27 protein-coding genes are annotated in these 26,883 nt (G+C 65.2%); 13 read left to right on the plus strand and 14 right to left on the minus strand.

Annotation, left to right across the window (positions count from 1 at the left end; all coding sequences use genetic code 11):
- Positions 1-192: 192 nt before the first annotated feature.
- The 3 genes from ACUVYZ_RS14220 (at position 193) to ACUVYZ_RS14230 (ending at position 3,388) form a co-directional block, all read left to right on the plus strand.
- Positions 193-2,256 carry a sodium-translocating pyrophosphatase gene (locus tag ACUVYZ_RS14220; protein ID WP_439935051.1) on the plus strand — a complete coding sequence of 688 codons (2,064 nt, stop codon included), beginning with the start codon at positions 193-195 and terminating at the stop codon, positions 2,254-2,256.
- Between the two features lie 185 nt (positions 2,257-2,441).
- Complete coding sequence (locus ACUVYZ_RS14225) at positions 2,442-2,864, plus strand: GlcG/HbpS family heme-binding protein (protein WP_439935050.1); 423 nt, start codon at positions 2,442-2,444, stop codon at positions 2,862-2,864.
- Positions 2,861-3,388 (plus strand): gamma carbonic anhydrase family protein, encoded by a 528-nt coding sequence (locus ACUVYZ_RS14230; protein ID WP_439935049.1) that lies wholly within the window; start codon positions 2,861-2,863, stop codon positions 3,386-3,388. The genes ACUVYZ_RS14225 and ACUVYZ_RS14230 overlap by 4 nt, the downstream gene beginning before the upstream one ends.
- A 218-nt stretch (positions 3,389-3,606) precedes the next feature.
- On the opposite strand, the gene ACUVYZ_RS14235 is transcribed toward ACUVYZ_RS14230, so the two are convergent.
- Positions 3,607-4,683, minus strand: coding sequence for a class I fructose-bisphosphate aldolase (locus ACUVYZ_RS14235; RefSeq protein WP_439935048.1), 1,077 nt, complete (start codon positions 4,681-4,683; stop codon positions 3,607-3,609).
- A 113-nt stretch (positions 4,684-4,796) separates the two neighbouring features.
- Here ACUVYZ_RS14235 and ACUVYZ_RS14240 point away from each other — a divergent pair, with 113 nt between their 5' ends.
- A complete protein-coding gene (locus ACUVYZ_RS14240) occupies positions 4,797-4,961 on the plus strand; it encodes a hypothetical protein (RefSeq protein ID WP_439935047.1) in 165 nt (54 codons plus the stop codon).
- A gap of 244 nt (positions 4,962-5,205) precedes the next feature.
- On the opposite strand, the gene ACUVYZ_RS14245 is transcribed toward ACUVYZ_RS14240, so the two are convergent.
- Both ACUVYZ_RS14245 and ACUVYZ_RS14250 read right to left on the minus strand, forming a co-directional pair.
- Positions 5,206-6,657 carry a CbiX/SirB N-terminal domain-containing protein gene (locus ACUVYZ_RS14245; protein WP_439935046.1) on the minus strand — a complete coding sequence of 484 codons (1,452 nt, stop codon included), beginning with the start codon at positions 6,655-6,657 and terminating at the stop codon, positions 5,206-5,208.
- A 331-nt stretch (positions 6,658-6,988) separates the two neighbouring features.
- Complete coding sequence (locus ACUVYZ_RS14250; RefSeq protein ID WP_439935045.1) at positions 6,989-9,094, minus strand: TonB-dependent receptor domain-containing protein; 2,106 nt, start codon at positions 9,092-9,094, stop codon at positions 6,989-6,991.
- 411 nt (positions 9,095-9,505) lie between these two features.
- On the opposite strand from ACUVYZ_RS14250, the gene ACUVYZ_RS14255 reads away from it, so the two are divergent.
- The 3 genes from ACUVYZ_RS14255 to ACUVYZ_RS14265 all read left to right on the plus strand — a co-directional run bounded on the left by ACUVYZ_RS14255 (position 9,506) and on the right by ACUVYZ_RS14265 (position 10,989).
- Positions 9,506-9,703 carry a (2Fe-2S)-binding protein gene (locus ACUVYZ_RS14255; protein ID WP_439935044.1) on the plus strand — a complete coding sequence of 66 codons (198 nt, stop codon included), beginning with the start codon at positions 9,506-9,508 and terminating at the stop codon, positions 9,701-9,703.
- A 142-nt stretch (positions 9,704-9,845) separates the two neighbouring features.
- A complete protein-coding gene (gene bfr, locus ACUVYZ_RS14260) occupies positions 9,846-10,310 on the plus strand; it encodes a bacterioferritin (protein WP_439935043.1) in 465 nt (154 codons plus the stop codon).
- Positions 10,311-10,443: 133 nt separating this feature from the next.
- A complete protein-coding gene (locus tag ACUVYZ_RS14265; protein WP_439935042.1) occupies positions 10,444-10,989 on the plus strand; it encodes a GFA family protein in 546 nt (181 codons plus the stop codon).
- Here the strand turns inward: ACUVYZ_RS14265 and ACUVYZ_RS14270 are convergent.
- Together ACUVYZ_RS14270 and ACUVYZ_RS14275 are read right to left on the minus strand one after the other, a co-directional pair.
- Complete coding sequence (locus tag ACUVYZ_RS14270; protein WP_439935041.1) at positions 10,901-12,052, minus strand: PepSY-associated TM helix domain-containing protein; 1,152 nt, start codon at positions 12,050-12,052, stop codon at positions 10,901-10,903. The genes ACUVYZ_RS14265 and ACUVYZ_RS14270 overlap by 89 nt on opposite strands.
- Positions 12,053-12,054: 2 nt before the next feature.
- Complete coding sequence (locus tag ACUVYZ_RS14275; protein ID WP_439935040.1) at positions 12,055-14,205, minus strand: TonB-dependent siderophore receptor; 2,151 nt, start codon at positions 14,203-14,205, stop codon at positions 12,055-12,057.
- Positions 14,206-14,870: 665 nt separating this feature from the next.
- Here ACUVYZ_RS14275 and ACUVYZ_RS14280 point away from each other — a divergent pair.
- Together ACUVYZ_RS14280 and ACUVYZ_RS14285 are read left to right on the plus strand one after the other, a co-directional pair.
- On the plus strand, positions 14,871-15,158 hold the full coding sequence (locus tag ACUVYZ_RS14280) for a type II toxin-antitoxin system Phd/YefM family antitoxin (protein ID WP_439935039.1): 288 nt from the start codon (positions 14,871-14,873) through the stop codon (positions 15,156-15,158).
- Positions 15,155-15,541, plus strand: coding sequence for a type II toxin-antitoxin system VapC family toxin (locus ACUVYZ_RS14285; RefSeq protein WP_439935038.1), 387 nt, complete (start codon positions 15,155-15,157; stop codon positions 15,539-15,541). Before ACUVYZ_RS14280 ends, ACUVYZ_RS14285 begins: the two co-directional genes overlap by 4 nt.
- A 206-nt stretch (positions 15,542-15,747) precedes the next feature.
- Here ACUVYZ_RS14285 and ACUVYZ_RS14290 read toward each other — a convergent pair whose 3' ends face one another.
- From ACUVYZ_RS14290 to ACUVYZ_RS14310, 5 genes are all read right to left on the minus strand, one after another.
- Positions 15,748-17,913, minus strand: coding sequence for a TonB-dependent receptor (locus ACUVYZ_RS14290; RefSeq protein WP_439935036.1), 2,166 nt, complete (start codon positions 17,911-17,913; stop codon positions 15,748-15,750).
- Positions 17,914-18,156: 243 nt separating this feature from the next.
- Entirely contained in the window at positions 18,157-18,303 is a 147-nt protein-coding gene (locus ACUVYZ_RS14295; protein ID WP_439935035.1) for a hypothetical protein, read from the minus strand.
- Between the two features lie 102 nt (positions 18,304-18,405).
- Complete coding sequence (locus tag ACUVYZ_RS14300; protein WP_439935034.1) at positions 18,406-18,762, minus strand: DUF3325 family protein; 357 nt, start codon at positions 18,760-18,762, stop codon at positions 18,406-18,408.
- Between the two features lie 4 nt (positions 18,763-18,766).
- Complete coding sequence (locus ACUVYZ_RS14305) at positions 18,767-20,317, minus strand: PepSY-associated TM helix domain-containing protein (RefSeq protein ID WP_439935033.1); 1,551 nt, start codon at positions 20,315-20,317, stop codon at positions 18,767-18,769.
- A gap of 8 nt (positions 20,318-20,325) precedes the next feature.
- Positions 20,326-20,613 carry a DUF3649 domain-containing protein gene (locus ACUVYZ_RS14310; protein ID WP_446033078.1) on the minus strand — a complete coding sequence of 96 codons (288 nt, stop codon included), beginning with the start codon at positions 20,611-20,613 and terminating at the stop codon, positions 20,326-20,328.
- Between the two features lie 264 nt (positions 20,614-20,877).
- Here ACUVYZ_RS14310 and ACUVYZ_RS14315 point away from each other — a divergent pair, with 264 nt between their 5' ends.
- Both ACUVYZ_RS14315 and ACUVYZ_RS14320 read left to right on the plus strand, forming a co-directional pair.
- Positions 20,878-21,126, plus strand: coding sequence for an AbrB/MazE/SpoVT family DNA-binding domain-containing protein (locus ACUVYZ_RS14315; protein WP_439935031.1), 249 nt, complete (start codon positions 20,878-20,880; stop codon positions 21,124-21,126).
- Positions 21,120-21,440: a type II toxin-antitoxin system PemK/MazF family toxin gene (locus ACUVYZ_RS14320; protein WP_439935030.1), complete on the plus strand. Its 321-nt coding sequence runs from the start codon at positions 21,120-21,122 to the stop codon at positions 21,438-21,440. Before ACUVYZ_RS14315 ends, ACUVYZ_RS14320 begins: the two co-directional genes overlap by 7 nt.
- A 106-nt stretch (positions 21,441-21,546) precedes the next feature.
- On the opposite strand, the gene ACUVYZ_RS14325 is transcribed toward ACUVYZ_RS14320, so the two are convergent.
- From ACUVYZ_RS14325 to ACUVYZ_RS14340, 4 genes are all read right to left on the minus strand, one after another.
- Positions 21,547-23,460 (minus strand): TonB-dependent siderophore receptor, encoded by a 1,914-nt coding sequence (locus ACUVYZ_RS14325; RefSeq protein ID WP_439935029.1) that lies wholly within the window; start codon positions 23,458-23,460, stop codon positions 21,547-21,549.
- Positions 23,457-23,909: an STN domain-containing protein gene (locus ACUVYZ_RS14330; protein ID WP_439935028.1), complete on the minus strand. Its 453-nt coding sequence runs from the start codon at positions 23,907-23,909 to the stop codon at positions 23,457-23,459. Before ACUVYZ_RS14330 ends, ACUVYZ_RS14325 begins: the two co-directional genes overlap by 4 nt.
- 194 nt (positions 23,910-24,103) lie before the next feature.
- Positions 24,104-25,096, minus strand: coding sequence for a FecR family protein (locus ACUVYZ_RS14335; RefSeq protein ID WP_439935027.1), 993 nt, complete (start codon positions 25,094-25,096; stop codon positions 24,104-24,106).
- On the minus strand, positions 25,093-25,605 hold the full coding sequence (locus tag ACUVYZ_RS14340) for a sigma-70 family RNA polymerase sigma factor (protein WP_439935026.1): 513 nt from the start codon (positions 25,603-25,605) through the stop codon (positions 25,093-25,095). The genes ACUVYZ_RS14335 and ACUVYZ_RS14340 overlap by 4 nt, the downstream gene beginning before the upstream one ends.
- 377 nt (positions 25,606-25,982) lie before the next feature.
- Between ACUVYZ_RS14340 and ACUVYZ_RS14345 the strand changes: the two genes are divergently transcribed.
- Together ACUVYZ_RS14345 and ACUVYZ_RS14350 are read left to right on the plus strand one after the other, a co-directional pair.
- Complete coding sequence (locus ACUVYZ_RS14345; protein ID WP_439935025.1) at positions 25,983-26,210, plus strand: type II toxin-antitoxin system Phd/YefM family antitoxin; 228 nt, start codon at positions 25,983-25,985, stop codon at positions 26,208-26,210.
- Positions 26,207-26,611 (plus strand): type II toxin-antitoxin system VapC family toxin, encoded by a 405-nt coding sequence (locus ACUVYZ_RS14350; protein ID WP_439935024.1) that lies wholly within the window; start codon positions 26,207-26,209, stop codon positions 26,609-26,611. Before ACUVYZ_RS14345 ends, ACUVYZ_RS14350 begins: the two co-directional genes overlap by 4 nt.
- The last annotated feature ends 272 nt before the right edge of the window (positions 26,612-26,883 follow it).

A 26,883-nucleotide genomic window follows, 5' to 3' on the forward strand; every position in this document is an offset into this window, starting at 1 on the left:
CCGGAACGCCGCGGAAACATTCAAGCCCTGTAGGAGAGGGCGGTACTCGCGTAGCCGCTTACGCCGATTCACAAGGGCAGTATGTTAAAATCCGCGCCACCCAAATCTTATATAAGAGTTCACTAATTCGTTCTCGCATAAGGGTAATCGGGCCGGCCCGAGCTTCGGCCCCGCCAGCATAAGGGGAATTCCATGACTGCAGGACTCACGCTAGCGCTGCTTTGCGCCGCCGCAGCCCTGGTGTTCGGCGGCCTCTGGATCAAGAGCATCATGAGCCTGCCCGCCGGCAACGAGCGCATGCGCGAGATTGCGGCGGCGGTACAGGAAGGCGCCAAGGCGTACTTGAACCGCCAGTACACCACCATCGGCATCGTCGGCGTCATCCTGTTCCTCATCATCGGCTTCGCCCTTTCCTGGCGCACCGCCTGGGGCTTCGCCATCGGCGCCGTTCTCTCGGGGCTGGCGGGCTACATCGGCATGAACGTGTCGGTGCGCGCCAACGTGCGCACCGCCGAGGCCGCGCGCAAGGGTCTGGCGGAGGCGCTGGCGGTGGCCTTCCGCGGCGGCGCCATCACCGGTCTCCTGGTGGTGGGGCTGGGCCTGCTCGGGGTGGCCGGCTACTTCGGGATCCTCTGGTCGGCCGCCGACAAAGCGGCCCAGATCGAAGGCATCAAGCACATCCTGGAGCCGACGGTGGGTCTCGCCTTCGGTGGTTCCCTCATCTCCATCTTCGCCCGTCTCGGGGGCGGCATCTTCACCAAGGGCGCCGACGTGGGTGCGGACCTGGTGGGCAAGGTGGAAGCGGGCATTCCCGAGGACGATCCCCGCAACCCCGCCGTCATCGCCGACAACGTGGGCGACAACGTGGGCGACTGCGCCGGCATGGCGGCCGATCTGTTCGAGACCTACGCCGTGACCATCATCGCCACCATGCTGCTCGGCGGGTTGCTGTTCCCGCCCAACGTGGCCCCCCAGGCGGTGATCTATCCCCTAGCGCTGGGGGGCGTGTCCATCATCGCCTCCATCATCGGCACCTACTTCGTGAAAACCAGCGAAGGGGGCAAGATCATGGGCGCCCTGTACCGGGGCGTGATCGTTTCGGGTGTGCTGGCCCTCATCGCCTTCTGGCCGGTGACCCAGTATTTCATGGCCGGCAACGGGATGTACAGCGTGATCGCGCTGTGGGGCTCGGCGGTGATCGGGCTGCTGCTCACCGGCGCCATGGTGTGGATTACCGAGTACTACACTGGCACCCAGTTCTCGCCGGTCCGCCACGTGGCCCAAGCTTCCACCACCGGCCACGCCACGAATATCATCGCCGGCCTGGGCGTCTCCATGAAGGCCACCGCGCTTCCGGTGCTGGCCGTGTGCCTGGCGATCTGGGCGTCCTATACCCTGGCGGGGCTCTACGGCATCGCCATCGCCGCCACCGCCATGCTTTCCATGACCGGGATCATCGTGGCCCTGGACGCCTACGGCCCGATCACCGACAACGCCGGCGGCATCGCCGAAATGGCGGAGTTGCCCAAGGAAGTGCGCAACATCACCGATCCCCTGGACGCGGTGGGAAACACCACCAAGGCGGTGACCAAGGGATACGCCATCGGCTCTGCCGGCTTGGCAGCGCTGGTGCTGTTCGCCGACTACACCCACGGGCTGGAGGCGGCAGGGAAGGCGGTGGAATTCAGCCTCTCCCACCCGGCGGTCATCATCGGCCTCTTCGTCGGCGGGCTCGTGCCCTACCTCTTCGGCGCCATGGCCATGGAAGCGGTGGGCCGCGCCGCCGGCTCGGTGGTGAACGAGGTGCGCCGGCAGTTCCGGGAGATCGCCGGCATCATGGAAGGAAAAGCGAAGCCCGACTACTCCCGGGCGGTGGACATGCTGACCCGCGCCGCCATCAAGGAGATGATCGTCCCGTCCCTGCTCCCGGTGCTGGTGCCGATCCTGGTGGCGGTGATCGTGGGCGCGCTCATGGGCGCCGAGTCCGGTCGCATGGCCCTGGGGGGACTGCTCCTCGGTACCATCGTCACCGGCATCTTCGTCGCCATCTCCATGACCACCGGCGGCGGCGCCTGGGACAACGCCAAGAAATACATCGAGGACGGAGCCTTCGGCGGCAAGGGCTCCGACGCCCACAAGGCGGCGGTCACCGGCGACACGGTGGGCGATCCCTACAAGGACACCGCCGGCCCGGCGGTGAACCCGCTCATCAAGATCATCAACATCGTCGCCCTGCTGATCGTGCCGCTGCTGTAGGGGGCCGGCGGCCTGGCCGAGAAAAGCGCACCGCGGTCGCCGCCCAGTGCGCTTTTCTTCTCCCCCCGGCCCGATGACCTCGAAGGCGGGGTTGCAAGAGCCGGGGGACTTTCACCCTTTCGTCTGCCCGGAGCACTCGGTTATCATTCTTTTTCCTCCCAACCCACGTTGCTCCGGTTCTTCCCATGATGAAGCGCGTCTTGACCCTCGAGGCGGCGAAATCCGTGGCCGCCGCCGCCGAGGCGTTCGCCGACAGCCACGGTTTCAAGGTGGTCATCGCCATCGTGGACGACGGCGGCCATCTGCTCTACCTCCAGCGGGACCATGACGTCCAGTTCGGGAGCGTCCAGACAGCCATCGGCAAGGCCTACTCGGCGGTAGCGTTCAAGCGGCCCACGGTGGAATGGGAAAAACGCTTCAAGGAAGGACGATACGGCTATCTCACCATGCCCGCCCTGACCGGACTGCAGGGCGGCGTACCGCTCAAGATCGGCGAGGAGATCGTGGGCGGCATCGGGGTCTCCGGGGTTGCCTCCCAGGACGACGAGCGCATCGCCAAAGCCGGTGCCGACCTCCTGCTCACCTTGAGCGAAGGAGGTAAGGCATGATCTACGCCTTAGGGGATCGCCGCGTGGAGATCCGCGGCAACGATTACTTTGTCGCCGACAACGCTACGGTCATCGGCTCCGTGGTGATCGGCCACAACGCCAGCATCTGGTTCAACTGTGTCGTGCGCGGCGACAACGACGTCATTACCATCGGCGACAACTGCAACATCCAGGACGCCTCGGTGCTGCACACCGACGAAGGCGTGCAGCTCACCCTGGAGCGCAACGTGTCGGTGGGCCACATGGTCATGCTGCACGGCTGCTACATCGGAGAAGGAAGTTTGATTGGCATCAAGGCGGTGGTGCTGAACGGCGCCCGCGTTGGCAAGAACTGCCTAATCGGCGCCAACACCCTCATCCCGGAAGGCAGGGAAATCCCCGATGGCTCGCTGGTGGTAGGCTCTCCGGGGAAAGTGATCCGCCAGCTCACGCCCGAGGAGATCCAGAGAATCAACGGGATCGCCGACCACTACGTGGAAAACTTCAAGCGCTACAAGGCCGGCCTGCGGCCCGATCCGCGCTGAGCGGACTCTCCCTAGTCCGCCCGATTCAGGCCCATTCGGCAAAGGACTCTCCCTAGCCTCTTCCGCCGATCGGTCCGACTGCGCCGCCAGCTCTTTTACGCTCCGTCGTGCGGCGCCGCGCCCCCGCGTCAGGCGTACCATGCGCTCAAACAGCCAGAGGGGCGCACGGCCGCCGTGCAACGGGAGCTGGGCGTCATCCGTGCGCGTGCGAAAGCCAGTCAGGCCACCGTCACATCCTTGGACAGGTACACGTCCTGGATCGCGTTGAGCAGTGCAATACCCTCCTTGAACGGCTTCTGGAACGCCTTGCGGCCGGAGATGAGCCCCATGCCGCCGGCGCGCTTGTTGATCACCGCCGTGCGCACCGCCTGGGCCAGGTCGCCCTCCCCCTTGGACTCGCCGCCCGAGTTGATGAGCCCTGCTCGTCCCATGTAGCAGTTGGCCACCTGGTAGCGGACCATGTCAATGGGATGGTCCGAGGTGAGCTCCGAGTAGACCTTGGCATGGGTCTTGCCGAACTTGAGCACGTTGTAGCCGCCGTTCGTTTCCGCCATCTTCTGCTTGACGATGTCCGCCTGGATCGTGACCGACAGGTGGTTGGCCTGCCCGGTCAAGTCCGCCGCCAGGTGGTAGTCCTTGTCCTGCTGCTTGAACGCGGGATTGCGCAGGTAAGCCCACAGGATGGTGACCATGCCCAGCTCGTGGGCGTACTCGAAGGCCTTGGTGATCTCCTGGATCTGGCGCTTGGATTCCTCGGAGCCGAAATAGATGGTGGCGCCCACCGCACAGGCCCCCATCTCGAAGGCCTGCTTGACCGAGGCGAACAGGATCTGGTCGTAAGAATTGGGATAGCTCAGGAACTCGTTGTGATTGATCTTGAGGATGAAGGGGATCTTGTGGGCGTACTTGCGCGCCACCGCGCCCAGCACTCCCAGGGTGGAAGCGACGGCGTTACAGCCGCCTTCGATGGCGAGCTTGACGATGTTCTCCGGGTCGAAGTACATGGGGTTGGGCGCGAACGACGCCCCGCCCGAATGTTCCACCCCCTGGTCCACCGGCAGGATGGAAAGATAGCCGGTGCCGGCGAGCCGCCCGTGATTGAACAGGGTCTGGAGGCTACGCAGCACCGCGGGCTTGCGGTCGCTCGCCGCCACCACCCGGTCGACGAAGTCCGGCCCGGGCAGGTGCAGCGATTCCTTGGGGATCCCCTTGCACACGTGGCCGAGCAGGCTTTGCGCTTCCTTGCCCAGCATCGCCTCGATATCGGTCGCAGCGGTCTTCATCACGACACTCATGGCGTTTCTCCCGTGGATAAAAGTCACAGCTTAATTGTTTTATTATCCCTCAGATGCCGCGCCGGGATAAGCGGCCCGCTCCACGTTAACCCTGCTCCGCGCCCGGCGGCTCTATGATCAGGAACCCCCACGTGGGCGCGGGCCAGGTGGTACAGCGTCTGTCGCCGGCCGGGCGCCGAACGTCCCGCATTCTGTCGCTCGGCGCTTCCGCCTTCACGTTCGCTCTGCTGGCCCTGGTACGGCGGCCCATGGCCTCCGACGAGATCGGTACGAGGTGACCTCGCCCGCCCTCGGCGCGCCCCGATCACCCTACACGGTGTAGGGTGCACCTGCTATAAGACCGGATCGGCGGACTTCGCCGATGACTTGATCCTGGCGGAGGCCCGAGCCCAGGATTGCCCGCTCGTCACCTTCGACAAGCGCTTGCAGCGGGCGCAGGGGGTACAAAAGCTGGCGGATTGAGCGCCCGTAAAGGCCCCGGAGAATGCTTGCCCGGAGACATCATCGCTGCGCGCAGGCGCTTCACGGGGTTGGCCAGATATGATTCCCTCGCAACGATGCGGCGCCGGCCTGGATCTGCTTTTCCACCCACCGCGCGAACAGTGGGTGAGGCGCAAAACCCTCTCCCAGCTCGAACTCGAGCCCGGCAAGAAACTCCCGCTCGTGTCCCTGGGCGTTGGTGCGGGCGGGGATGACGAGCGCCCGCCCCCCGTCGCGGGTTGCCTCTTTCACCATTTCCCTCACCCGCTCGATCCACGGTGCACGCTTCTCCGGCCAGTCCTCCCGCCAGGTGGCCACCCGAACGGCGCGGAATCCCTCGCCGCCGCGCGCCTTGATCTGGCGGGCGAGGGAGTCCAGCACCTCGAGCCAGTGGGCGTTGGCCGCGTCGTCGCCGGAGCCGTGGGCCACCAGGATCACCGTCTCCCGGGAAGGCTCCCGCGACAGCGCTTTCGCCCGGTCGAGCAACGCCTCGGCGAAAAGGGAATCGTCCTCCAGGCCGCCGGCCGTGGCCATGGGGACGGCAGCTCGGATGCGGGCGCGGGGATGCGCCCGCGCGCCCCCGTGTCCGTGGTGGTGGGCGTAGGCGCCACCGTTGCCGTCGTCGTCGTGCCCATGGTCTGCCCCAGAACGGCCCAGGTCGTCTGGAGCGCTATGCTCCACGTCCCATCCGATCATCCTTTCCACCGCGTCGCGAAATGCCGAGGCAAGCCCGAATACCCGCACGATCACGATGGCCCGCACCGCGCGACGCTCGAGCCGCTCCACTGCCCGTTCGATCAACGGCTGGTCTGCCATGGAAAACACGAATTCCAGTTTGTAGCGGTCTTCCAACGACCGGACCGAGTGGCGCATCGTCTCGTTCCAGTGATAATCCGCTCCGTGGGCGAGAATGACGATGCCGAGATCTTCGGCCTTGAGGGGAACATGACGGTTGGCCTCCTGGGACATCCAGGCAGCGATCAAGAGGTCAGGACTTGCCACTTCGGGCAGCAGCTCGGCACCCGGTGGAAGGGCATGTGCCAGTTCGGCCTCAAACGACATCATGCTGTCGAGTTTCCGGCCGAAATGAAACGGTATCACCACGGCATCGCTCGCCACCGCCTCCGCCAGCAGGCGCTCAGACTCCGCCTGGCGCGTCGCCTGCTCGGGCGCCTTGCGCTCGTGCCACACCACGCTCCGCACCGAAGCAAAGCCTAAGCCTTCGGCGGCGCGCTCGGCGATGCGCTGCCAGTCGGCGGTCATGCTCCGGCGCGTTTCGGCGTCCATCGCACCGTAGCCCACCACGACGACTCTACGGCCCGCCGGCGCCCGGATCGCGCGAAAGCGGTCGGCCAACGCTTCCACCGCCAGATAGCTTTCTCCGAAGGCTCTACCGACCGACACCGGGAGCGGACCCAGGGCTCCCGAGTCCAGCAGGCGGGCCGCCAACACCCAGCGGGGCTCGGCTCGAGAGATGAAGAGCGGCAACGCCACCGCTCGCCGGGCTCCGTTTTGGGCGAGCGCTTGGAGCGCCCCTTGCAAGTTCCCGGCAGTGCGTTCGTCGGTCACGAAAGCGAGCGCGGCGTTGCGCCCTTTAGCAAAGGTCTCGAACGCTTCTCGGATTTCCTCATTCCCGGCGAAGCCCCGATCCGGTGCGATGACTAGGAAACCAGTTCCCCAATCGCTAGCAGGCCCGCCGCGTTGAGCACTGCACCCATGAGCGGCGTCCGCCAAAGCCGCTGGCACCAAGGCGGACAACACCAGTGCGACTCGGCCGTGTTTCCAGAAGCTTCTCGGCCATCCCATCGCGGATGCCCCTCGACGATCAGAACGTATAAGCGATCCGGGCCTTGAAATTGCGCCCGGGCTCAAGGGCGCCGGTAAAGACGCGGGAGTAGGCCTTATCGAAAGCATTGTCGACGCCGAGGTCGATGCGCAGGCCTTTGATGGAAGCCTCACGCGGAGTCCAGACGAAATAGAAGTCGTGGACCGCGTAGCCGCCCCGCCGATCGGCGGGGTTGTTCACCTTATCGAACTCCCCGGCGGCGAGCATGCGCCAGCCGGCCAGGGCGTCGAGCCCGGCGAGCTTAAGCGCCACGTCCAGCGCTAGGCGCGGAGGCGTCAGCACCCCCAGCTTTTCCCCGCTGCGCCGGTTTTCACCGTCGATTGTGGAAAACCCGAGGCCCGCGCGCAGGCGGCGATTTTCGTAGGACGCCTCGATCTCGTTGCCCCAAAGCCTGGCATCGGCCACGTTGACGGCCCGGGTGGTGCCGTCGCAGGCGCCCGGGATGAACGGATTGCAGTCGACGAAAGGCCTGGGCTGAACGACTTCCAGGTCGATGAAATCCTCCCCCCGAATGCGGAAATGGGCTGCTTTGAGCCGCAACCGATCGCTTTGCCCCAAAACGTCTCTGAAGTCCAGGCCCGCGCCCAACTCTAAGGTGCGGGTGCGCTGCGGCGCCAGATCGGGGTTCGGGACGAAGCGGTTGGTCACGCCAGGACCGATGGGAATGCGGAAATGCACCCCGTTCGGGAACAGCTCGTTGACGGTGGGGGCCCGGAACGCCGCGCCGTAGTGGGCGAAAAGGAGCGACCACGGGGTCGGCAGATAGCTCACGCCGAGGCGCGGTGAAAGGGCCCGGTCCTCCGTGCCTCCGGCAATCGGGCTCGCAGACCGGTAATGGTCATAGCGCAGCCCAGGGATGAGGAGCACCTCGCCGGGAACAACACCCAGGGGCCGGGGTATACGGATCTCGGTCTGCCCGAACACGCCAGCGAAGTCGGCTTCGGCGTCGGGGACGCCATCCCGCTCTCCCGGGCCGGCCCCACCGTCCTGCCGGTCTCGGTAGGCTTCGCCGCCATAGGTAAAGGTCACCTGGATTGCGCCGGGGAGCTTCACCCGCGAGCGGTTATCCAAACGCAATCCCAGCGTGTCCACGTCCCGCTTGAGAAGCTCTCCTCGGGGTCCCGTGCCCTGGTCGTCGAGCCGCAGTTCGTCTACTCGGAATTCGGTGCGGTAGAGCACAAGGTCGAGGTCGATCCACGGATTCGCCGGGTTCTTGTACCCGTAGGCGAAGCGGAGGTTATCGGCTCGGATATCCTTCTCGACCAAGCCGCCGCTTCCGGTTCCTTGCCCGTTGTTGGGCTCCTGGGCCTCGTTGCTAAACCGCTGGAACGACGCTTCGAAGCGTTGATGCCTGTCGAAGCGCCATCCGGCCTTCGCCAGTCCGGCCACGATATCGTCGTCCGTGCGGTCCAGCTCGCTTCCGTCGCCCAGCTTGATCGCACCAGAGGCTCGCCGGGTCACGCTCGCCAGCAAGTCCAGGCCAGCGCCCGGCCGCCCATAGGCGATTACGGTCCCGAGCCTCTCCCGGTTGACGGACTGGTAACCGCCCGAGAGGGTCATTCCCACTTTTTCCCCAGGCGCGAGCAAGTCCTCGGCCCGCACCGTGCGGAAAGCGATCACGCCGCCCATGCCGCCGCTACCGTAAAGGGAAGAGGCCGGACCGCGCAGCACTTCCACGTCCCGCACCAAGCTGGGATCGATAAAGAAGCGCCCGTCGTGGCCGGAATCGAAGTTTTGGCGCGCGCCGTCGAGGGTGATGATCACGTCGGGGCCGGAAAATCCGCGGAGGCTGGGTACCTCCCCGGTACGCCGCGGCCCACCGGTGAACTCTACGTTGGGCACCCCTTTCAAAAGGTCGTCCGGCGTCGATGCCTGGCGCGTCTTCAGCCCCTCTGGCTCAAGCACGGTCACCATGCCGGGATATTCGAACGGGTCGATGGGATTTCGCGTCGCGGTCACCGACACAGGCTCAAGCACCGGCTCCAGCGCTTCGCCATCCTCCGCCCGCGCAGAACTCGCTCCCATCGTCTGGGAAAACGCCAGCGCCAAACCCAGGCCCACGTGAAGATACTTTCGGATTGCCATGGCCACCTCCTCGATGGACAGGCCCGCGGGAGAAGCGGCGACCGGGAAAGTCCTCGACCGACAGGCGGGCCAGGAAACCAAGGGTCCGTCGAGGACACCGTTGACCGGAAGAGCCGCTGCGGGCAGACCTGCTCCACGCAGTGATTCCTGATTGAGCAACCGGCTGGCTGCCGCCGAAAGGGGTGGCTGGCTGTATGAACCACGGCGGACTACCGCAAAGCGCAGCGCCGAGTCCATGCAATAAATGATAATTATTACTGTTTAGATTGGCAACCCCCGGCCCATATCGGGGCTTGGACCCCTGCTTGGAACGGCCAAGAGGGCGCCATCCGGCGCAGCTCACTCCTGGAAAAAGGCGCTTGCAATTCCAGACCGACAGAGTGATAATGATTCGCAATTAGGACAAGCGCCATGTACGTCTGCGTTTGCAACGCCATCACCGATCGGGAAATCCGCCAGTGCGTGGAGCTGGGGGCGGCGTCCCTAGAGGAGCTGCAGGAAACCCTGGGGGCAGCCACTTGCTGCGGCCGGTGCACACGGACGGTGGAGGAGATCCTCCAGGAATGCACCCGCAGCGGCTGCCCGTATTTCGCTCCCGCCTCCTCCTGAACCCCCGTTCCCGCTTTACCGATCCGAGGGCTCGGTGCTAGCCTAGAAAGTCAGCACGCGCCCCGGCGGGGCTGTGGCCGCTCGATTCCGCCCGCTTGCCCGTCGAGGGCTTTCAAGAACCTCAAAAATCGCGGAGGCTGCCATGAAAGGCGATAACAAGGTCATCGAGCACCTCAACAAGGTCCTTTACAACGAGCTCACCGCCATCAACCAGTACTTCCTCCACGCCAAGATGTTCGAGAACTGGGGGTTGCACAAGCTCTATGAGCACGAACGCAACGAGTCCATCGACGAGATGAAGCACGCCGACAAGCTCATGGAGCGCATCCTGTTCCTGGAGGGGCTGCCCAACCTCCAGGACCTGGGCAAGCTCATGATCGGGGAAAACGTGCCGGAGGCCCTGAAATGCGACCTCCAACTGGAACGGGCCGCGCGGCCCGACCTGCAGGCGGCCATCGCCTACTGTGAGAGCGTGGGGGACTACATCAGCCGGGAGCTGTTCGAAGACATCCTCGACTCCGAGGAAGAGCACATCGACTGGCTGGAGACCCAGCTCGAGCTGATCGACAAGCTCGGGCTGCAGAATTACCTGCAATCCCAGATGTAGCCCGGCGCGCGGGCCCCGTCGGGCGGGGGTTCGCGTTCCCGCGAGCCAGCCCGCCCTCTCCGACGGGCCCGCTAGTTCCCGGCGTCGCGGCCGGTCTCCCGCCCGCCGGCGATTCAGCGATCGGAGGTACCCCGTGAAGCTCGAAGGCTCTTGTCACTGCCGAGCCGTGACCTTCTCCCTCCAATCCCGCACGCCCTATCCCTACCTGCGCTGCTATTGCAGCATCTGTCGCAAGACCCAGGGCGGAGGCGGATACGCCATCAACATCATGGGGCTCACCGCCACCCTGCGTGTGACGGGAAAAGCGAACATGAAGATCTATCGGGCGAAAATCGAGGATCCCGAGCGACCGGGAAAGCTCGTGCGCAGTCCGGCGCGGCGCCACTTCTGCGCCCTTTGCGGCAGCGGCCTCTACGTTTGGGATCCGCGCTGGCCCCAGTGGGTCTATCCGTTTGCTTCGAGCATCGACACGCCGCTTCCCAAGCCACCCGAGCGAATACACATGATGCTGGATCATGCCGCGCCGTGGGTGGAGGTGCCGCGCCCAGGGCCGCGCAATCGCCATTTCGCGCAATGGCCGGACGAGGCCATTATCGAGTGGCACCGCCGGCACGGGCTGTACGGAAAGTCGTCCTCTGCCTTTGGGCACGGCGGAGGTACCAGACGATCCAGCCGGTGACCCATAAAAAGAACGGTACCAGCCCGGAGACGAAGGCGATCAGCCGGCCGCCCGCGCCGGCGATGTCGCCGGTATGGGTGGGGAATATCCATGAAAACAAAACTCGGGTCGCAAGTGGCACGCTCCTCCAGTCGAGGATTTGAACGACCCGCCCTGTCGCCGCTTCCACCCGAACCAAAAGGCTCGCGCCGCCTCCGTATCTGAGACGTTCGTCGCCCGGCTGGAGCAGCCGCACCGTATAATGCCCGGCATCCGGGGAAGGCAACTGGATTGCCAGAACCCTCGCTTCGGCAAACTTCTTCTGGATCAAGGCTTTTAACGCCTCGAGCGAAATCTGGCGGCCCGCCATGTTGACCTGCGGCGCTCGCGGTGTCTGTGGCACGTCCAGTGCTCTTATGACGATTCCCCGGGTGTATTCGGGGAAAACCAGCACTATGCCGGTAAGGGCGATCAGAAACAGAGGGGCGACGAAAACGATGCCGAGCACCCGGTGCAGGTCGCCATGGAAAATGCTCCTGCCCTTGCCGGCGCGGATCCGCAGTCCCTGGCCCAGGCGATGCCAGCCGGGCCACCACAGCACCAGGCCCGTCGCGCACAAAACCAGCAGCACGATTCCCACCGACCCCACCCCCTGCTCTCCCCACCGATGCTCTCCCGTGAGCCAGTTGGCATGGAGGTGTAACAGGAAACCCGTCACCGTCTTTTCCGGGTCGAACGAGGCCAGGATCTCGCCCGTGTAGGGATTCACGTGAACCCGCCACCAGGGCGCCCCCTCCCGGCCGAAATCCTTCATGACCACTTTCAAAGGCTCGTGCGGCGCCTGGGGCAAGTCCACGGACACGAAGCGGGGAGGAGCACCGGGATAAGCCGCAACCGCGGGTGGAACCAGGGCGTCGAGGGACTGGCGTCGCTCCCCAACCGAGAACTCGTACCACTCGGGGTGAAGTATGCGCTCCATTTCCGGTCGATACACCACGGCGCTGCCCGTCAGCCCGACGAGAGCGACCGCCAGGCCGAGCACCAGCCCAGCGTAAAGGTGCAGCCGGTACAGAAATCGGCGCATCGCTACAGTCTCAACTCGACGGTAGCGAGGAAGGTGCGCGGCGCGTCGGGCCTGAAAAACCCCGAACGAGTGGGGTTCAACAGGATGTCCCGGTCAGCTACGTTGTAAATGTTGAGCCGGGCCGTCCAGTGGCGACTCTTGTAGAAAATCGCCGCGTCCAGGCGTGCGAAAGCGGGTACCTGGAACGTATTGTTGAGATCGCCTTGCCGCTCGCTCAGGTACTGGAGCCCCAGCCCGAAGCCGAGGCCGCGCCACGGCCCTTGCGGTTGCTGGTAACTCGCCCAGAGGCTCGCCGCATGGCGCGGCACGCCGGGCAGCGTCTTGCCTGCGGGCACGCTGTTATCCCGGATCACCTCCGCTTCGGTATAAGCGTAGCCGCCGATCAGCTTCCAGCCGGTAGCCAGCTCCCCGGCCACGTCGAATTCGAAACCCTGGCTGCGCTGCTCGCCGACCGCTATCTGGAACCCAGGATGGTCCAGATCCCGAGTTCCCACGTTGGTCCGCTCGATCCGATACACGGCAGCCGTGGTGGAAAGGGCGTTTTCCCACCAAAGAATCTTCACTCCGGCCTCGTGAAGGATGCCCCGCTGGGGCTCCAGGGGCTGGCCATCGAAGCGCAAGGGAAAACCGTTCGGCACCTGAAAAGAGCGGTCGTAAACCAAATACCCGCTCACGGCTTTCGTCGGTTGATAGACCAGGCCTGCCCGGGGGCTGAAGCGCTCGAAGGTGCGGGTCGGAAGCGCTTGCGGGTTGCCGGGCAGAGGTTCCTGCTTGAAGCGGTCGTAGCGCAAGCCCAGGGCCAGTTTCCAGCGAGGAGCGAGGGAAATGACATCGTGGGCAAACGCCCCCAGCAGATCCTGCTTGAGCGTCTGGCGGAAGACGAAAAAGCTGCCCGTCGCCCCGGTGTTGCCGTAGACGGGTTCGAAAATGTCGATCGGGTTAGCAGGGGCGGAGCTAAAGCGGGAGTCGGTCTCCCGCTGGCCTGCGTCTATCCCGAGCGTCACATGGTGATCCTTTCCGGCAAGAGATAGTTTTTTTGCTACCTCCACTTGCCCCATCACGTCATCGGAGCGAAACCCAGACACGATGATGGATCGGTTGAGGGTGCGGCCGTCCGCCTGCAAAGATGCGCCTCGGGTAAAAAACTCGTCGTTCTCGATGGTCGCCCTAAGGAGAGCCCCTTTCAAGGACCACTCCCCCATGCCCCGCTCGAAAAGAAGCCTTCCCTCCCGGACCTCCGAGCGGAGGAAATCGGTGGAGGGCTCGCCGAGAAAGCGATCAAGGGGAACCCCGGGGACGACGCCATTGCCCTGGCGCGGAACACCAACATCCGGGGTTTCTTCGACCGTGACGAATTCCCCCAAAAGCGTCAAGGTCGTCTGGGCATCGGGGCGCCACGCCAAGGCGGGTGCGGCCAATTTCCGCCGGGACTCCACCAGATCACGGAAGCTTTCCGCGTCTTCCAACCCGGCGTTGAGCCTCGCCGCGAACCCGCCCTCTGGAGACAAGGCACCCCCGAGATCGACGGTGGCACGATACAGGTCGAAACTGCCCGCATTCAGCGTCACCGCCGCCACGGGAACGGGAAGCGGGCGCTTGGTGACGATGTTGACGATGCCGCCAGCATTGCTGCGCCCGAACAGCACCGAAGCGGGCCCTTTAAGCACCTCCACTCGCTCCACGTTGTAGGTGTCCTGATCCGCCCGGTTAAGGTCACCCTCGGTGAATTCCGTTCGCCGGAAACCGTCCCGCAGAGTTGTCAGGCCGAAGCCGCGGCTCGAGAAGGTGGTCCCCTCTCCACCATCTACAAAAACGACGCCCGAGACATTCTTCACCGCCTGATCGAGCCGTAGGGCCTGCTGCTCTTCGATGACGGCGCGGGGGATTACTTTGACGGACGCAGGCAGATCTTGCAGAGGAACCAGAGACCGGGTCACCCCGGGAGCGTGATCGACGGTGAAGCGCTCCGGTCCCGGTGCTTTGACCGTCACTTCCTCCAGCATTGCCTCCCCTTCGCCCGGATTGGGCTGGGCAACTTCCGCGGCCTGGGCGGCCGCGGAACCTGGCCAAAAGGCCAGGGCGAGGCTGAGAACAAGTGGCGCCCGGCTCCAGCGATAGCCCTGGGCGGCGCATGCAAGTGCAATGGATACCATCGGCCCTCCTCCAAAACGCCTCGTGGCCCATGAGCTGGCTACTCGGCGGAGAGCCTTTGGCTGGCAGAACCCCTAAAACGGAGTAAGAATTATTCTCAATATCCCCGTCCAAGTCAACAGATCTGTACTCCTAGGGGCTGGCGCACGGGCGCGGCTGCGGGCCGGGCCAATGCCATAGTCCCTCGGGTGCCCTCCAGAAAAAACGGGGTCTCGCCGCGCTGCCACGGCGGGCAGACGAGCTGGGGATATTTATGCTGGCAACGAGAGGCTTGCCGATGCAATAACCTTACATCTCGCCCCATTCCAGGCATTGCAGGTGCTCGAGCTGGGCCTGTTTTCGACCCCTTCTGCGGCTGCCTTGTGACGCAGGCTGCGGACCATGCGATGGTCGCCCAGGCGATCGCCATGCCTTTCGCATCTTCCGGAATGTCCAGGACTTCGTCCTCGAAGCGTCCGATTTTCGTCTCAAACTGGACGCCGAAGATAGGCAGAATCGTCCCCAGTAAGGGCCGCGCGATCGGCGTTTACCCGAATGGCCGAGCGAAGCCATCATCGAGCGGGATCGCCAGCGCGGACTGTACGAAAACCATTTTCGAACTAAGTCATTTGACTAAGTCAGAGTAGTCTTCTAGACTACTTCATCGAGTTTACGTAAACGGGCAACCATGACGGTCGTCAACGTTCACCAAGCCAAGACCCACCTTTCCCGCTTGCTTGAGGCCGTCGCCGCCGGCGAGGAGGTGATCATCGCCAAGGCAGGCAAGCCCGTGGCGCGTCTGGCGCCGATCGAGAAGCCGTCACGCAAGCCCGGCGCCTTGAAGGGCACCTTCGTGCTCACGGAGGGGTTCTTCGAACCGATGCCGGAAGACTGGCTGCTGGAGCTGGAAGAGGGACATTCAAGCGATCCGCTGCGCGTGAAACAAAAGGTCCGTCGCAAACAAAAGCGGCGATGAACGTGCTTCTGGACACCCATGCGTTGATCTGGTGGGCGGAGGGGGATCCCAGACTCTCCTCGCGGGCGGCGGCAGCCATTGAGGATTCGAACGCCCGGGTCGCTTTCAGCGCCGCCAGTGTATGGGAGATGGCGACGAAAATCCGCTTGGGCAAGCTCAGGATGAACCGTGATCTGGGCAGCATCGTGCACGAGCTCATCCGCACTTTTCGCTTCGAACCGCTTGCCGTTTCCGTCGAGCACGGGCGCGTTGCGGGTGAGCTCCCGGGACCCCACAGAGACCCCTTTGACCGCATGCTGATCGCCCAGGCCCGGCTGGAAAATCTCGCGATCGTCACCAACGACCCCGTGTTCAGGCAATATCGGGTCAAAGTTTTGTGGTAGCGGCGCGGCCCGGCCCGGGATTTCCACGGCAGCCCTTAGCGAGCGTCCTCTAAATGCTTGACGCTCGGCCCTCTCTCCTTCCCCCTCCTCTTCCTTCTCCCCCAATGGGAGAAAAGGATATCCAGTCCCTCTATCCCTCCGGGAGAGAGGAGGCTGCGGTAAACGATTTGCTAACCATTTACCGGAAGCTCAATAATGCCCTCCCCTCACCAGCGCGCCAGATAGGATACGCTCAAGATCGTGCCGGGCGAGGCGGTATAAGAGTCGTTGGCCCCGGTGCGGAGCAGTTGCGACTCGCGCACGAAGTAGTCTTCGTTAAGGAGGTTTTCCACCGCCAGTTGCAGCGTCCCCCGGCCCCACCGATAGCGGCTGTAGAAGTCTACGGTCACGTAGCCGTCCACCGGGCGTTCCCCGAAGGCGGTGCTTCCGCCGAAGCGGTCGCGCTCGCCGCTGTAGAGCACTTCCAGGCGGTTCAACCAGCGCTCGGTGGTGGCATGCTCCAGATAGGCGGTCAGCTTGGGCGGCGGAATGCGGAAGCTGTTGAGATAGGTGTAACGGCCGTCCCGATCGGGATCGGTCTCGCCTTCGAGCCAGGTGAACGTGCCCCCGGTCTTCCAGCGCTTCGACAAGCGGTGATCGAGGGTGGCCTCGAGGCCGTAGATCCGCTCGGGCGCCCGCACCACTGGCTGGTTGAAGCCGCCCGAAAAAGCGCCCAGCTCCGACTCGTTGTAATACACCGCTAGCGAAGCGGCGGTGTTAGCCCACTCGCCACGCACGCCGATCTCGTAGTTGTCTACCTTCTGGGGCGCGAGCTGCAGGGTGTTCACCGACGCGCCGTTGGGCGCCCCGCGCAGGGTAAGGCCGATGTCGGGCACCGAGAATCCCTGGGAAAAGCTGACATAGGCGCTCAGGGCGCCGGTGAGGGTGTACACCGCACCCATGTTGAACAACGGCTCGTCGAAATCCAGCTCTCCGCCCTGCACGGACGCCCCGGCCAGGGTGACGAAGTCGTCCACCGCCACCTGGACCCGCTCGTAGCGCACGCCGCCGCGCAAGAGCCACCGGCTGCCCACGGGCAGCTCGAGCTGGGCGAACACGCCCAGGTTGTCCTGCCGGATCTCGGGCACCCAGCCCCGGTCCCCGGTCTTGCGGAACACGAGCCCCCCGCTGGCGTCGAATGCGGCCGGGTCGAAGAGGGAGACGGGCTGGGACGTGGCCTCCTCGGTATAGTCCAGCCCCCACAGCACGCTGAGTGGGAGCCTGCCCTCGAGTTTGCGCTCCACCTCCAGCCGGCCGCCGCTCTTTTCCGACTCCAGCCGCGACTGAAAGATGCTGTTGCCGAAAATGGCGAACGCGCGGCCGTCGAAGGGGAAGAAGCGGGTGAAGTAGTCGCGACGGAAGATCTGGGCATGGACCCGGTTACCCAGCAGATCCCCGTGGCGGTAGTCCAGGTTGGCGATGGTGTTGCGGGTATCCTGGGGATCTTCCAGCACGAGCCCCGGGATCGCCCGGGAGCGCACCGTCCGCGGCGCAAACGCCTTCACCGCCGGGTCGGATGCGAACTCCGTGTCCTGGGCGGCGTCGTAGCGGTCGATGGAGAGCTGGATGCGCTGGTCGCGATCGATGGCGTAGCCCAGCTTGGCGAGCACGTTCCAGCTATCCGTGTCGGCCAGTCCCCCCTGGCCGTGGGGATCGGGGGGAATGCGCTCGCCATGGGCGTCGAAGAACCCGTTGGTGCGCTCGAAGGCCAGATTGAGCAGGTAGTCCACGTCTCCGTGACGGCCCGAGAGCTGGGGCCGCAGGAACACGCCCAGGCTGTCGCCGGGATGGGTCAGCGAGACGCTCGCCCCGGCACTGGCCTCAAGCTCGGCGGGTTTGCCGCTCGCGCGCCGGGTGATGATGTTGATCACGCCGCCCGTGGCGCTGTCGCCGTAGATGGCGGTGGCGCCGCGGACCACCTCGATGCGCTCGATGGCGGCGGGGTCGATGGTGGCCAGGTTGCGGGAGACGTTGCGCGTGGTGTTCTGGGGCACGCCGTCGATCAGCACCGAAACGTTGCGGCCCCGCAGCGTCTGGCCGAAGTTGCTGATGGTGTCGCTCCCGGGCGCGAGGCCGGGCACCCGCTCTCCGAGAATGTCCCCCAGGTTCTTTCCGCTGCGCGCTTCCCGCTCGATGGTCTCCCGCGTCACCACCGTGACCGAACCGGGAATGGTGGCGATGGACGCTTCCTCGCGTGTGGCGGAAACCACCACCTCCGAGAGGGTCCCCACGCGCTCGCCCTCGTCGGCGGGCTGGGCTGCCGCCACTCCCACGCTTGCTAGCCCCGCCGCCGCCCAGGCAGCGGCAACCTGTTGCCGTCGCAAACCGTTCAATTCAACTCCCCTTCCTTTCCGTTTGGCCGTCAGTTGCACGAAAACCGCTCGCGCTTTTTTCGGCACGCGGCAAGACCACGCGGCTCCCGCGCAGCGGGGCCGCACGACGTCACGAGGACAAACAGGAATGAAGACGCATCGCAGAATCCCCCTGAGCAGCAGTCGTTGTTGGCTGGCTACTCAGCGCGATGCTGAATGGCTGGCTACGAAGGTGAAATCCCGACGGAATCGGCGAGACGACAGCTACAGCGCGAGCACGATGGGCAGCAGGGCCGCCGCCACCACCGCCGCGGCGGCGAGAAACGCCATCCAGGCGACGAAAAGGCGCAAGCGGTTGCGCAGGCCGCGCACGGTTTCCGGCGGCTCGATCGTCGGCCGAATGGGTTCCATGACAAACGCCCCCCTATTCCTGGACTGGGAGCCAGGTGGTGCGGACACCCAGGTCAGATGCTCAACAAAGTAATGAGAATTATACGCGTTTACATTGGCCCGTCAACCGATGAATTCCCGGGTCGCCAGCATCACGACGGTCAGCGCCGCCGTAGCGCCGGCCGAGGCCCAGCTCGAAACGTAGGCGAGCCGCGGCCAGTAGGCGAGCACCAGGACCAGGGCCAGGCCCGCCGCGCCGAGGGCAGCGATCCACAGGAGGCTACCCAACCCCCCGCCATCCCGGATGACGGCAGCGGCGAGGGATCCGGCCAGCAGCAAGGCCCCCGCCCCGCGTAAGGCGAACCGCCAGCGCCCCGGGAGAGCGGCCGCACCCGTTGCCCGGGAAAGGTGGCGAGGCATGGCGAAGGCAAACGCCGCGAGCCCCGCATAGGCGCAAAGAAAAACCAGGGCGAGCAGCACGCCCTCAGCGCTCCTCCGGAACGAGGGACTCTCCGAAGGCAAGGGTCGCGGGCTCGGGGCGGAGGGCGCGGAACCGAAGCCTGCGCCATGCCATGCCCGCCACGAACCCCGTCGCGAGGAGCACCAGGTCTACGCCGGCGATCGTCCATTGCCCGCCCGCGATCGTTTTCACCAAGTGATCGCCCGTGGTGAGCCCGTTTAGCGCCGGAACCGCAAGGCCCAGGACCGCCACCGCCAAGGTCTGACCGCGCCATGGATGGGCGGCCCGCCAAGCGTGCACTCCGCTCGCCAGCCAGACGGCGAAAAACACTCCCATCTCCCACTGCAGGCGTCCGGCCAGCGCTTCCGGCAGCAGCCGGTTGGCGGCCAGCATGGCCAGCGTCGCCACGAGCACCCCGAGGGTGCCGGCGCAGGAAGTGGCTTCCACGACCCTCCAACCACTGGCGACGGACGGCGCGTGCTTGGACCGCCGCTTTTCTAGCCAGAGGAGCAGCCCCGTCGCGATCATCACGCAGGAAGCCAGCCCCATGAGGAAGTACAACCAGCGCAGCCACCCGTGCTCGAAGGCCACGAAGTGAAGCCCGGAAATGAAGCGCTGCGCCCGCATCGCCGGGCCCATGGACTCGCGCGCGAGCACCGCGCCGGTGGCGCCGTCGAAGTAGACCGTGTCGGTGACGTAGGCCACCCGGTCGTGGGGCTCGCGACGGATCTCCACCACCGCGTGGGCGTCGTTCGGGTTGCGGATGGCGACGCTCCGCACCCTGGCGTCGCCCCATAAAAGGACGGCCTGCTCCACCATGGCATCCACGGATGCGAGCCGTCCCAGGACGCCCGCGTCCGGCCGCTCGTAGCGCCCCATGGCCTCCTTGAAATAGGCCTGCCGGTCGCCGCCATAGACGATGTGGAGGCCGGCGTTCATGTAGATCAGGTAGAAGATGATGAGCCCGGAAAGGGTGATGGCGAAGTGGAATGGGAGGCACAGGACCGAGGTGACGTTGTGCAGGTCCAACACCGCCCGACCGGCATGTTTGTGGGGACGGAAGGTGAAGAAGTCCTTGAAGATGCGCCGGTGGATGACGACGCCGGAGACGAGGGCCGCCAGCATGGCCATGGAGGCGAGCCCCACCAGCCAGATGCCGAGATCGAGCCAGCGCAAGTGCAGGCTGTAGTGAAAGGGGTAGAAAAAGCGTGTCCCGCCCGGACTGCCGGTTTCCGGCAGCAGTCGGTGGCTTACCGGATCGACGTCGCGAATGGCAAACGGGAAGCCGGGTCGCGACCAGCCAATGCGCAGCGTCGGCTCGCGTTCATTTGGATGGTAGATGAACCAGGACGTCGCATCCGGGGCGAGAGCCTGGAGATGGGGCAGCGCAGCCCGGTCGATGGACACAGGTCCGGCCGGCGCCGGCAGCCGGGTCGCCGGCATCATCCACCGGTCGATCTCCCGGTCGAACACCGAGAGGCTCCCCATGAAGAAAATGAGAAACAGCAGCGCACCGAACAGCACGCCGCTCCAGGTGTGCAGGTAATCCATCGACCGCCGGAAATCGGGGGACATCGACGCGCTCAATCGAGCCAGAACTTGAGCCCCAGGGCGGCGGCGCCGAACAGGGCCGATCCCGCCAGCAGTCCCGCCCACGCGCGAACCGCGCTTCGGGCCGCAAAGGCCCAGACCACCGCGATCAGATAGACCACGAAGGACAGCATGCTCCCCGTCACCACCGCCTCGGCCCGCGGCATGGGCAACGCGAGGGAGGCGAAAGCGGTGAAGGCGTAGGCCAGCGCGTAGCCTGCCAACACCGCGGCGAGCCCGCGGGAGAGGCCTTCGGGGATGGAGGGAGTGCGGCGGGTCATGAGAACGAGAAAGATTCTCACTTATCCATCGGCCGCGGTCAAGGCAAGAAGCCCTCGTCCCGGGCGGCGACACCTCGACAAGCGCTCGCCAATAGCCGCGTCCCGCTCGTGGAGGAAAGCGAGAAAGCTGCCGGTAGCGCCAGTCGATGAGCAACGCCGCCATCGCCAGACCCGCGTAGCGGTGCACAAGCATCCCCATTGGCGGCGAGTCGTCCTTGTTGTAACATTGTTACAACATCCTTCAAGCTTGGCGCGTGGGGCAGCATGAGAACCGTCATCCGGAAACTAGGAAACTCTCGAGGCGTGATCGTCCCCAAACCCTTGCTTGTTCAGGCCGGGCTCGAAGACGAAGTCGAATTGACAGTGGAACGGGGCGCGCTGGTGTTGCGCCGGCCGCTGCGCAAGGCGCGGGAGGGTTGGACTGAAGCGAGCCGCGAGCTTTCGGAGACGGGCGACGACGCGCTGGTGTGGCCCGAATTCGTCAACGAGGGCGACGAGAAGCTCGCGTGGTAAAGCGGGGCGATATCTGGCTGGTATCGCTCGATCCCACGGTGGGCAGCGAAATCAAGAAAACCCGTCCCTGCGTCGTCGTTTCCCCGCCGGAGATGCACGACTATCTTCGAACGGTCATCGTCGCACCGATGACAACCGGCAGCCGTCCGGCTCCCTTCCGCATTCCCGTGGCCTTTAAGCGCAAGAGTGGATTGATCCTTCTCGATCAGATTCGCACCCTGGACAAGGCCAGGCTGGTCAAGCGCCTTGGAGCGGTCAAAGGCGAAACCCTGGCCAAAGCGCTGGCCACACTGCAAGAGATCTTCGCCCCCTAAGGCGCCCCCGGACGGTTTGGCATCGGCGCCAATTTGCCCCCACCAGCCCTGTTTCACGGCTTTTAGCGCTCGTCCAGCTTCGCCGATCTCTCCTCGACCGTGTCAGTCAGAACTCGAGCCTGAGCGAAGCCATGACACTCAACGGCGCGCCGGGCTGATAACTCAGGTTGCTTACCGTCTCGACATACCTCTTGTCGAGAATGTTCTGCACGTTCAATTGCGCCGTCAGAACACGAGAACCGTTCAGTTCCCAGCGGTAGCGCGCGAAGGCGTCCCACCGCCCGTAGCCGTCCACCTCGAAGAGGTTGGCGTTGTTGCCGGGACGCGAGTCCACGAGATATAGGCCCGTGCCAAGGGACAGGCCCCCGAGCGGTGTACTTGGGGAAAAGTCATACTTGAGCCACGCGCTGCCGATGTGCAACGGCACGCCGATGAAACGAGCGCCGATGGGCAGGGTCGTGGAGCGCAGCACCTCGGTGTCCGTGAAGGCATAGGTGAGAATAACGCTCAAACCGGCGTGAATTTCTCCGATCAGATCGAACTCCACGCCCCGACTGCGCAGCTCGCCGAAGTTTTCGCTGATGCCGTCATTGTTAGCGTCGCCGATGACGTTGTCTTTAGTCAGTTGATAAACGGCGAGGCTGGCCACCAGGCGCTCTCCGAAGAAGGGCATTTTGAAGCCGAGCTCGATCTGCTCGCTCGTTTCCGGATCCACCGGGCCGACGGTCACGGTGGCGGGTGGGACGAACCCTTGGCTGTAACTGAAGTAGGGGTGCAGCCAGGAGGTGGCCTTGTACAGCGCGCCGACGCGAAAGGTGAAAGCGGAGTCCTGGCGCTCGCCGCCGCTGCCGGAAGGCGGGGTAAAGAAAGGATCCACAAACAACGACTCCTGATCCACGTAGTCGAAGCGCCCACCCAAGAGCAGGTGCAGCCGGCGGTCGAGCAGCGAGACCTGGTCCTGCAGGTAGGCGCCGAAAAACGTGCGCTCGGCAAAGAAGCTCGTCTGTCTGAAGTCCGCTGGCACCGCGCCATAGACGGGGTTGAAGGCGTCAATGGGCCGATTGGAATTCTCGCGAAGGCCGTTTTGTGTGTTGCCGCCTCTCGGTTCGTGGCCGAGGTCTACGCCCGCCAGCAGCTCGTGCTTTGTGGATCCCAGCTCGAACTTATAGATCGTGTCGAGGATGGCGCTGAACTCCGTCGCGGTCGGCACCGTGCCGTCGAAGCGGCGATTGACGGTGATTTGTCCCGGACCGGGCGAAGTCACTGCGCCGATACGATAAGCGTTGATGTCGAACTCATTACGATGATAGAGAAACATGTGCCGCACCTTCCAATTTTCGGTGATCTCGTGGATCAGCCGGTAGCCGGCGAAGATCTCTTCGCGCGTGCTGCGGAAGGCCGGCTCCTGTAAGAACCGCTCGATGGGCAACACCGGCTCGAACGGAGGATCGAACGTCACCGGGCTGAACACCAGGCCGTTGTCCCACAGGAAATCGTTGTGCATGTAGGCGCCCTCCACCGTGAACTCCGTTCGCGGCGTGATCCTCCAGGTCAGCACCGGGGCGATGAACCAACGCTCGTTGTCCACGAAGTCGCGGAACGAGCCAGCGTTCTGGTACGAGCCGTTGATGCGGTAGCGCAGCGAGCCGTCGTCGTTGAGCGGCGCGCCGACATCGAACAACGTCTCGTAATAGTCGTAACCGCCGACCCGCTGCTCGATCGAGCGATAGGGCGCATCCAGCGGCTGCTTGGTGACCAGGTTCACCAGCCCGCCCGGTTCCTGCTGCCCGTAGAGCACCGAGGCCGGCCCCTTGAGCACCTCGACCCGCTGCACGTTGGCCAGCACCGACGGCGATTGATCGCGCAGCCGGAAGCCGTTCCAGTAGGTGTTGAAGACGCTGAAGCCGCGGATAATCGGCCCCTCCGTGGCGGCCACGTTGTTGCCGGTGTAGGCGGGGGTGACGCCGCTGACGTTGCGATACACGTCGTTAAGCCGGAGGGCCGCTTGGTCCCCGATCACCTATCGGGAATCACCTGGATCGATGCCGGCGTCTCCCCGATGGGGACGTCGGTCCGGGTGGCGGTGGCGGAGCGCGATGCCCGGTAACCCGGAACCGGGCCGAAGGCGCTTTCGACGATCTCCCGCCCGCGGACGGTGACTTCCGGCAACCGTTGCTCCTCCACTGGAACTTGCGCCACCCGCCGCACCACGAAGCCGCCGCCCGGCGCAGGGACCGCCTCCAGGCCGCTTCCCGCCAGCAGCCGCTCGAGGGCGGCCGACGGCGTCATGGTCCCCCGGACCGCCGGCGCCTGGCGTCCGGCCACCAGCTCTCCCTGCGCGATGATCTCCACCCCCGCCTGCTTCGACAGGGCCGCCAGCGCCTGGGAAAGGAGCTGGGCCGGAAGATCGATGGGCACGGGGCGCGCCTGGGCCGCCGCGGGCGGCAACCAGGTGAAAACCAACCCCAAGAAGATCCCTGCCACGCGAATCAGACAAGCCAGACCGCAAGATTCTTGTTTCGACACGCTCGCCTCCCTGGTCGGTGGGGCAGGCTATCGACCCCCTCCACCAAAAAGACGAACGGCCGCTGAAAATCCTCATGCGGGTGCCGCGTGGGCCCGCCCTTCGAGGCTCCTCACCGGACGAGGCCGGGAATTGGTTGCTACGGGCGTCGCTCCTGGCGGCCCTTCCTTGCCGACACCCGGGCCGTTCCGTCCGGCGGGAACCGCACGTCCACCGGCAGCGCCTCCGGCAGCAGCCGCAGCAGCCGGTCCGGGTCCGCCGCCGGAAAGGCGCCGGTCACCCGCAACTGCCCCGCCGCCTCGTCTGCCAGGACTATGGGCGCTTTCCGGTACCGCTGGGCCTCGGCCAACGCCTCGGCGAGGGGCACGTCGTCGAAGACCAGCCGCCCTTCCCGCCAGGCCACCACGGCCTCCGCATCGACGGGTCGAGGGCCCCCGGCGATCCCTTGCCCGGAGGTCTCGACGGCTTGCCCCGCCGTGACGAGGACCGGCTCCTCCACACCGCCGGCGCGAACGCTCACGCGCCCCTCCAGCACCGCTATCCGGGCACCGTCGCCCACGCGCCGGACGTTGAACGTGGTGCCCACCACGTCCACCCGCGTCTTGCCGGCGAGGACGCGGAAGGGCCGCTCCTCGGCCGCCACTTCAAAAAGCGCCTCGCCGGCCGCGAGGGTCGCTTCCCGCGAGCGCCAGCGCAGCGCCACCTCGATCCGGCTCGCGGTATTGAGGGTGACGCGGGAACCATCCCGAAGCGCGACCGTCTTGCGCTCGCCGACGCCCGTCTCCACGGCGAGCCGGGACACGACCGGATCGACCCACCAGAAGGCGGCAACGGACACCGCCGCCACCGCACAGGCCGCCGCCGCGCGGGCAAGCCATGACCACCCTTCCGCCCAAGGGCGCCAGGGTACGGCATCGCGGCGCGGATAGCGGTCTTTGAGCGCCGGCGCGACGGCCTCCACCAGCCGGCTGGCTGCTTCCAGCCGGCGCAGGTATCCGGTGCGTTCGGCGCTGCCCGCCGCCCAGCGGGCGAGGGCCGCGGCCGCTTCCCGCTCCTCGTCAGGCCGGCCGCAGCGGCTGTGGGCGAAAAGCGCGTCGGCATGGGCCCGTTCGGCGTCGCTGAGCGGGGTCATGGCCGTTCGTCCTCCAGAAGCGCCCGGCAGGCATGCAGCCCGCGCATCACGTGCTTTTCCACCATGCTCCGGGAAATACCCAGCGCCCGCGCGACCTCGTCATGGGGAAGCCCGTGGATGCGGTTCAGCACGAAGGCTTCGCGGCATCGCGGCGGCAGCGCGTCGATGGCCGCCGCCACCCGCTCGAGCAGGTCCTGGTTCACGACTTGTCGCTCCGGCGTCGCCTCCACGGTGACCGCCTCGGGCGCGCGGTGCTCCAAGGCCTCGGCCTCCAGGGGCTCCCAGCGCACACAGGAGGTCCGGCGATGATGATCCACCTGGAGGTTGCGGGCCGTCTGGAACAGGAAGGCCCTGGGCGAGCGGATCGCGGCGACGCGAGCGTGGGCGAGCACCCGCTCCACGCTCGCCTGGGCGAGATCGGCCGCCTGCTCGGCGCCCAGCTCCCGCGCCAGCATGCGCCGGAGATCGCGGTAGGCGGCGACCAGCTCGTCGAGCGCTTCTTTGAGCAAACGGTAAGACCCCCAGCCCTGGTTGCGGCGGCGGCAATTGAAGCGGCGCTAGGGCGGAAAAAACCGATATGGAAACGCCGGTACGCCGATCGTGTGCCCGCCACCTTTTCCGTGACGTATCCGCAAGCCTTGGCCTTTGGCCGGCGGTGCTCTTTGATGATTGGCTGGCTGGCGCCCGGCTGGCAGGAAGCCCGATGGGCATTGGCTGGCTTATCGATAACCATTCTCACTCGCAATCGGGCGGCGGTCAAGAGGGCAGGCGCTCGATCCCCCGGCCGGTTGCGGGCACACGCTGCAAGTCCGAAGCCGACCGTCGGCGCTCGGTCTGTGTTACCATGACCATGGTCATGTCCATGGTCAAACTACGGAAACGCCCCATGCAAACCATCAAAGCTTCCGAATTCAAGGCCAAATGCCTGGCACTGATGGACGAAGTCGCCCGCACTGGCAGGCCAATCCTGATCACGAAGAACGGGAGGCCCGTCGCCGAGCTACGGGCGCATTCCTCGCGCGAGCGCCAGCCTGCAGGCGTGTGGAAAGGCAAAGTAATGATCAAGGGCGACATCATCTCCCCGCTTGATGTGGACTGGGAAGCCCTGCGGTGACGGTGCTGCTCGATACCCACGCCGTCGTCTGGTACGCCACGGAGGACGCTCGCCTTGGCCGGCGCAGTCGATCCATCGCCAACGCAGCGGCCAGCAGCGGCATGCTCGCTGTCTCGGCGGTGAGCTTCTGGGAAATTGCGCTGCTTGCCGCCAAGAAGCGGTTGGAACTCTTCGATTCGCCTGCGGTGCTGCGCGCTCTACTGCTCGACTCGGGGATCCATGAGTTTGCTCTCACCGGGGACATTGCCCTGCTCTCGGTGGAGCTTGGCCTGCACGGCGATCCGGCAGACCGGTTTATCGCCGCCACTGCAATTGTGCATCGCGCGACCCTGGTCACTGCCGACCAGCGATTGCTGGGCTTGCGGCATCGTGGGTTAAAACGGCAAAAAGCAAGTCGTTGATCTGATAGTTTTTGATCCCCCCCCTACCGGCTCAGGGCGAACGGCTTTGGTTACCCGTGAGGGCAAGGCTTTTTTGCAGCGGGCTGCGTATCCCTTGGGAACGTCGGGCTGCCTTGCCAAGCCGGACAGAGAAAGGAAAACAGCCTGCATAAGTTCACAAACCTTTGGCACTCCTTCGAAGCGGGAGGAGCGCCTTGCAAGTGCATCATGTCGGGTACCGGGTCCGGGGGTTCTACCGGCTAGCCAAGCTGGGGCATCTTTGGGAGATGACC

The sequence above is a fragment of the Pelomicrobium sp. P1 genome, from assembly GCF_052805615.1.

Bases quoted from the DNA above. Each gene is read 5' to 3' on its own strand.
- ACUVYZ_RS14255 (WP_439935044.1), top strand. From the start codon at position 9,506: ATGTACGTCTGCGTTTGCAACGCCATCACCGATCGGGAAATCCGCCAG.
- ACUVYZ_RS14230 (WP_439935049.1), top strand. From the start codon at position 2,861: ATGATCTACGCCTTAGGGGATCGCCGCGTGGAGATCCGCGGCAACGAT.
- ACUVYZ_RS14310 (WP_446033078.1), bottom strand. From the start codon at position 20,613: ATGACCCGCCGCACTCCCTCCATCCCCGAAGGCCTCTCCCGCGGGCTC.
- ACUVYZ_RS14335 (WP_439935027.1), bottom strand. From the start codon at position 25,096: ATGACCCCGCTCAGCGACGCCGAACGGGCCCATGCCGACGCGCTTTTC.
- ACUVYZ_RS14295 (WP_439935035.1), bottom strand. From the start codon at position 18,303: ATGGAACCCATTCGGCCGACGATCGAGCCGCCGGAAACCGTGCGCGGC.
- ACUVYZ_RS14280 (WP_439935039.1), top strand. From the start codon at position 14,871: ATGACGGTCGTCAACGTTCACCAAGCCAAGACCCACCTTTCCCGCTTG.
- bfr (WP_439935043.1), top strand. From the start codon at position 9,846: ATGAAAGGCGATAACAAGGTCATCGAGCACCTCAACAAGGTCCTTTAC.
- ACUVYZ_RS14270 (WP_439935041.1), bottom strand. From the start codon at position 12,052: ATGCGCCGATTTCTGTACCGGCTGCACCTTTACGCTGGGCTGGTGCTC.
- ACUVYZ_RS14305 (WP_439935033.1), bottom strand. From the start codon at position 20,317: ATGTCCCCCGATTTCCGGCGGTCGATGGATTACCTGCACACCTGGAGC.
- ACUVYZ_RS14225 (WP_439935050.1), top strand. From the start codon at position 2,442: ATGATGAAGCGCGTCTTGACCCTCGAGGCGGCGAAATCCGTGGCCGCC.
- ACUVYZ_RS14285 (WP_439935038.1), top strand. From the start codon at position 15,155: ATGAACGTGCTTCTGGACACCCATGCGTTGATCTGGTGGGCGGAGGGG.
- ACUVYZ_RS14220 (WP_439935051.1), top strand. From the start codon at position 193: ATGACTGCAGGACTCACGCTAGCGCTGCTTTGCGCCGCCGCAGCCCTG.
- ACUVYZ_RS14275 (WP_439935040.1), bottom strand. From the start codon at position 14,205: ATGGTATCCATTGCACTTGCATGCGCCGCCCAGGGCTATCGCTGGAGC.
- ACUVYZ_RS14315 (WP_439935031.1), top strand. From the start codon at position 20,878: ATGAGAACCGTCATCCGGAAACTAGGAAACTCTCGAGGCGTGATCGTC.
- ACUVYZ_RS14235 (WP_439935048.1), bottom strand. From the start codon at position 4,683: ATGAGTGTCGTGATGAAGACCGCTGCGACCGATATCGAGGCGATGCTG.
- ACUVYZ_RS14240 (WP_439935047.1), top strand. From the start codon at position 4,797: ATGATCAGGAACCCCCACGTGGGCGCGGGCCAGGTGGTACAGCGTCTG.
- ACUVYZ_RS14345 (WP_439935025.1), top strand. From the start codon at position 25,983: ATGCAAACCATCAAAGCTTCCGAATTCAAGGCCAAATGCCTGGCACTG.
- ACUVYZ_RS14250 (WP_439935045.1), bottom strand. From the start codon at position 9,094: ATGGCAATCCGAAAGTATCTTCACGTGGGCCTGGGTTTGGCGCTGGCG.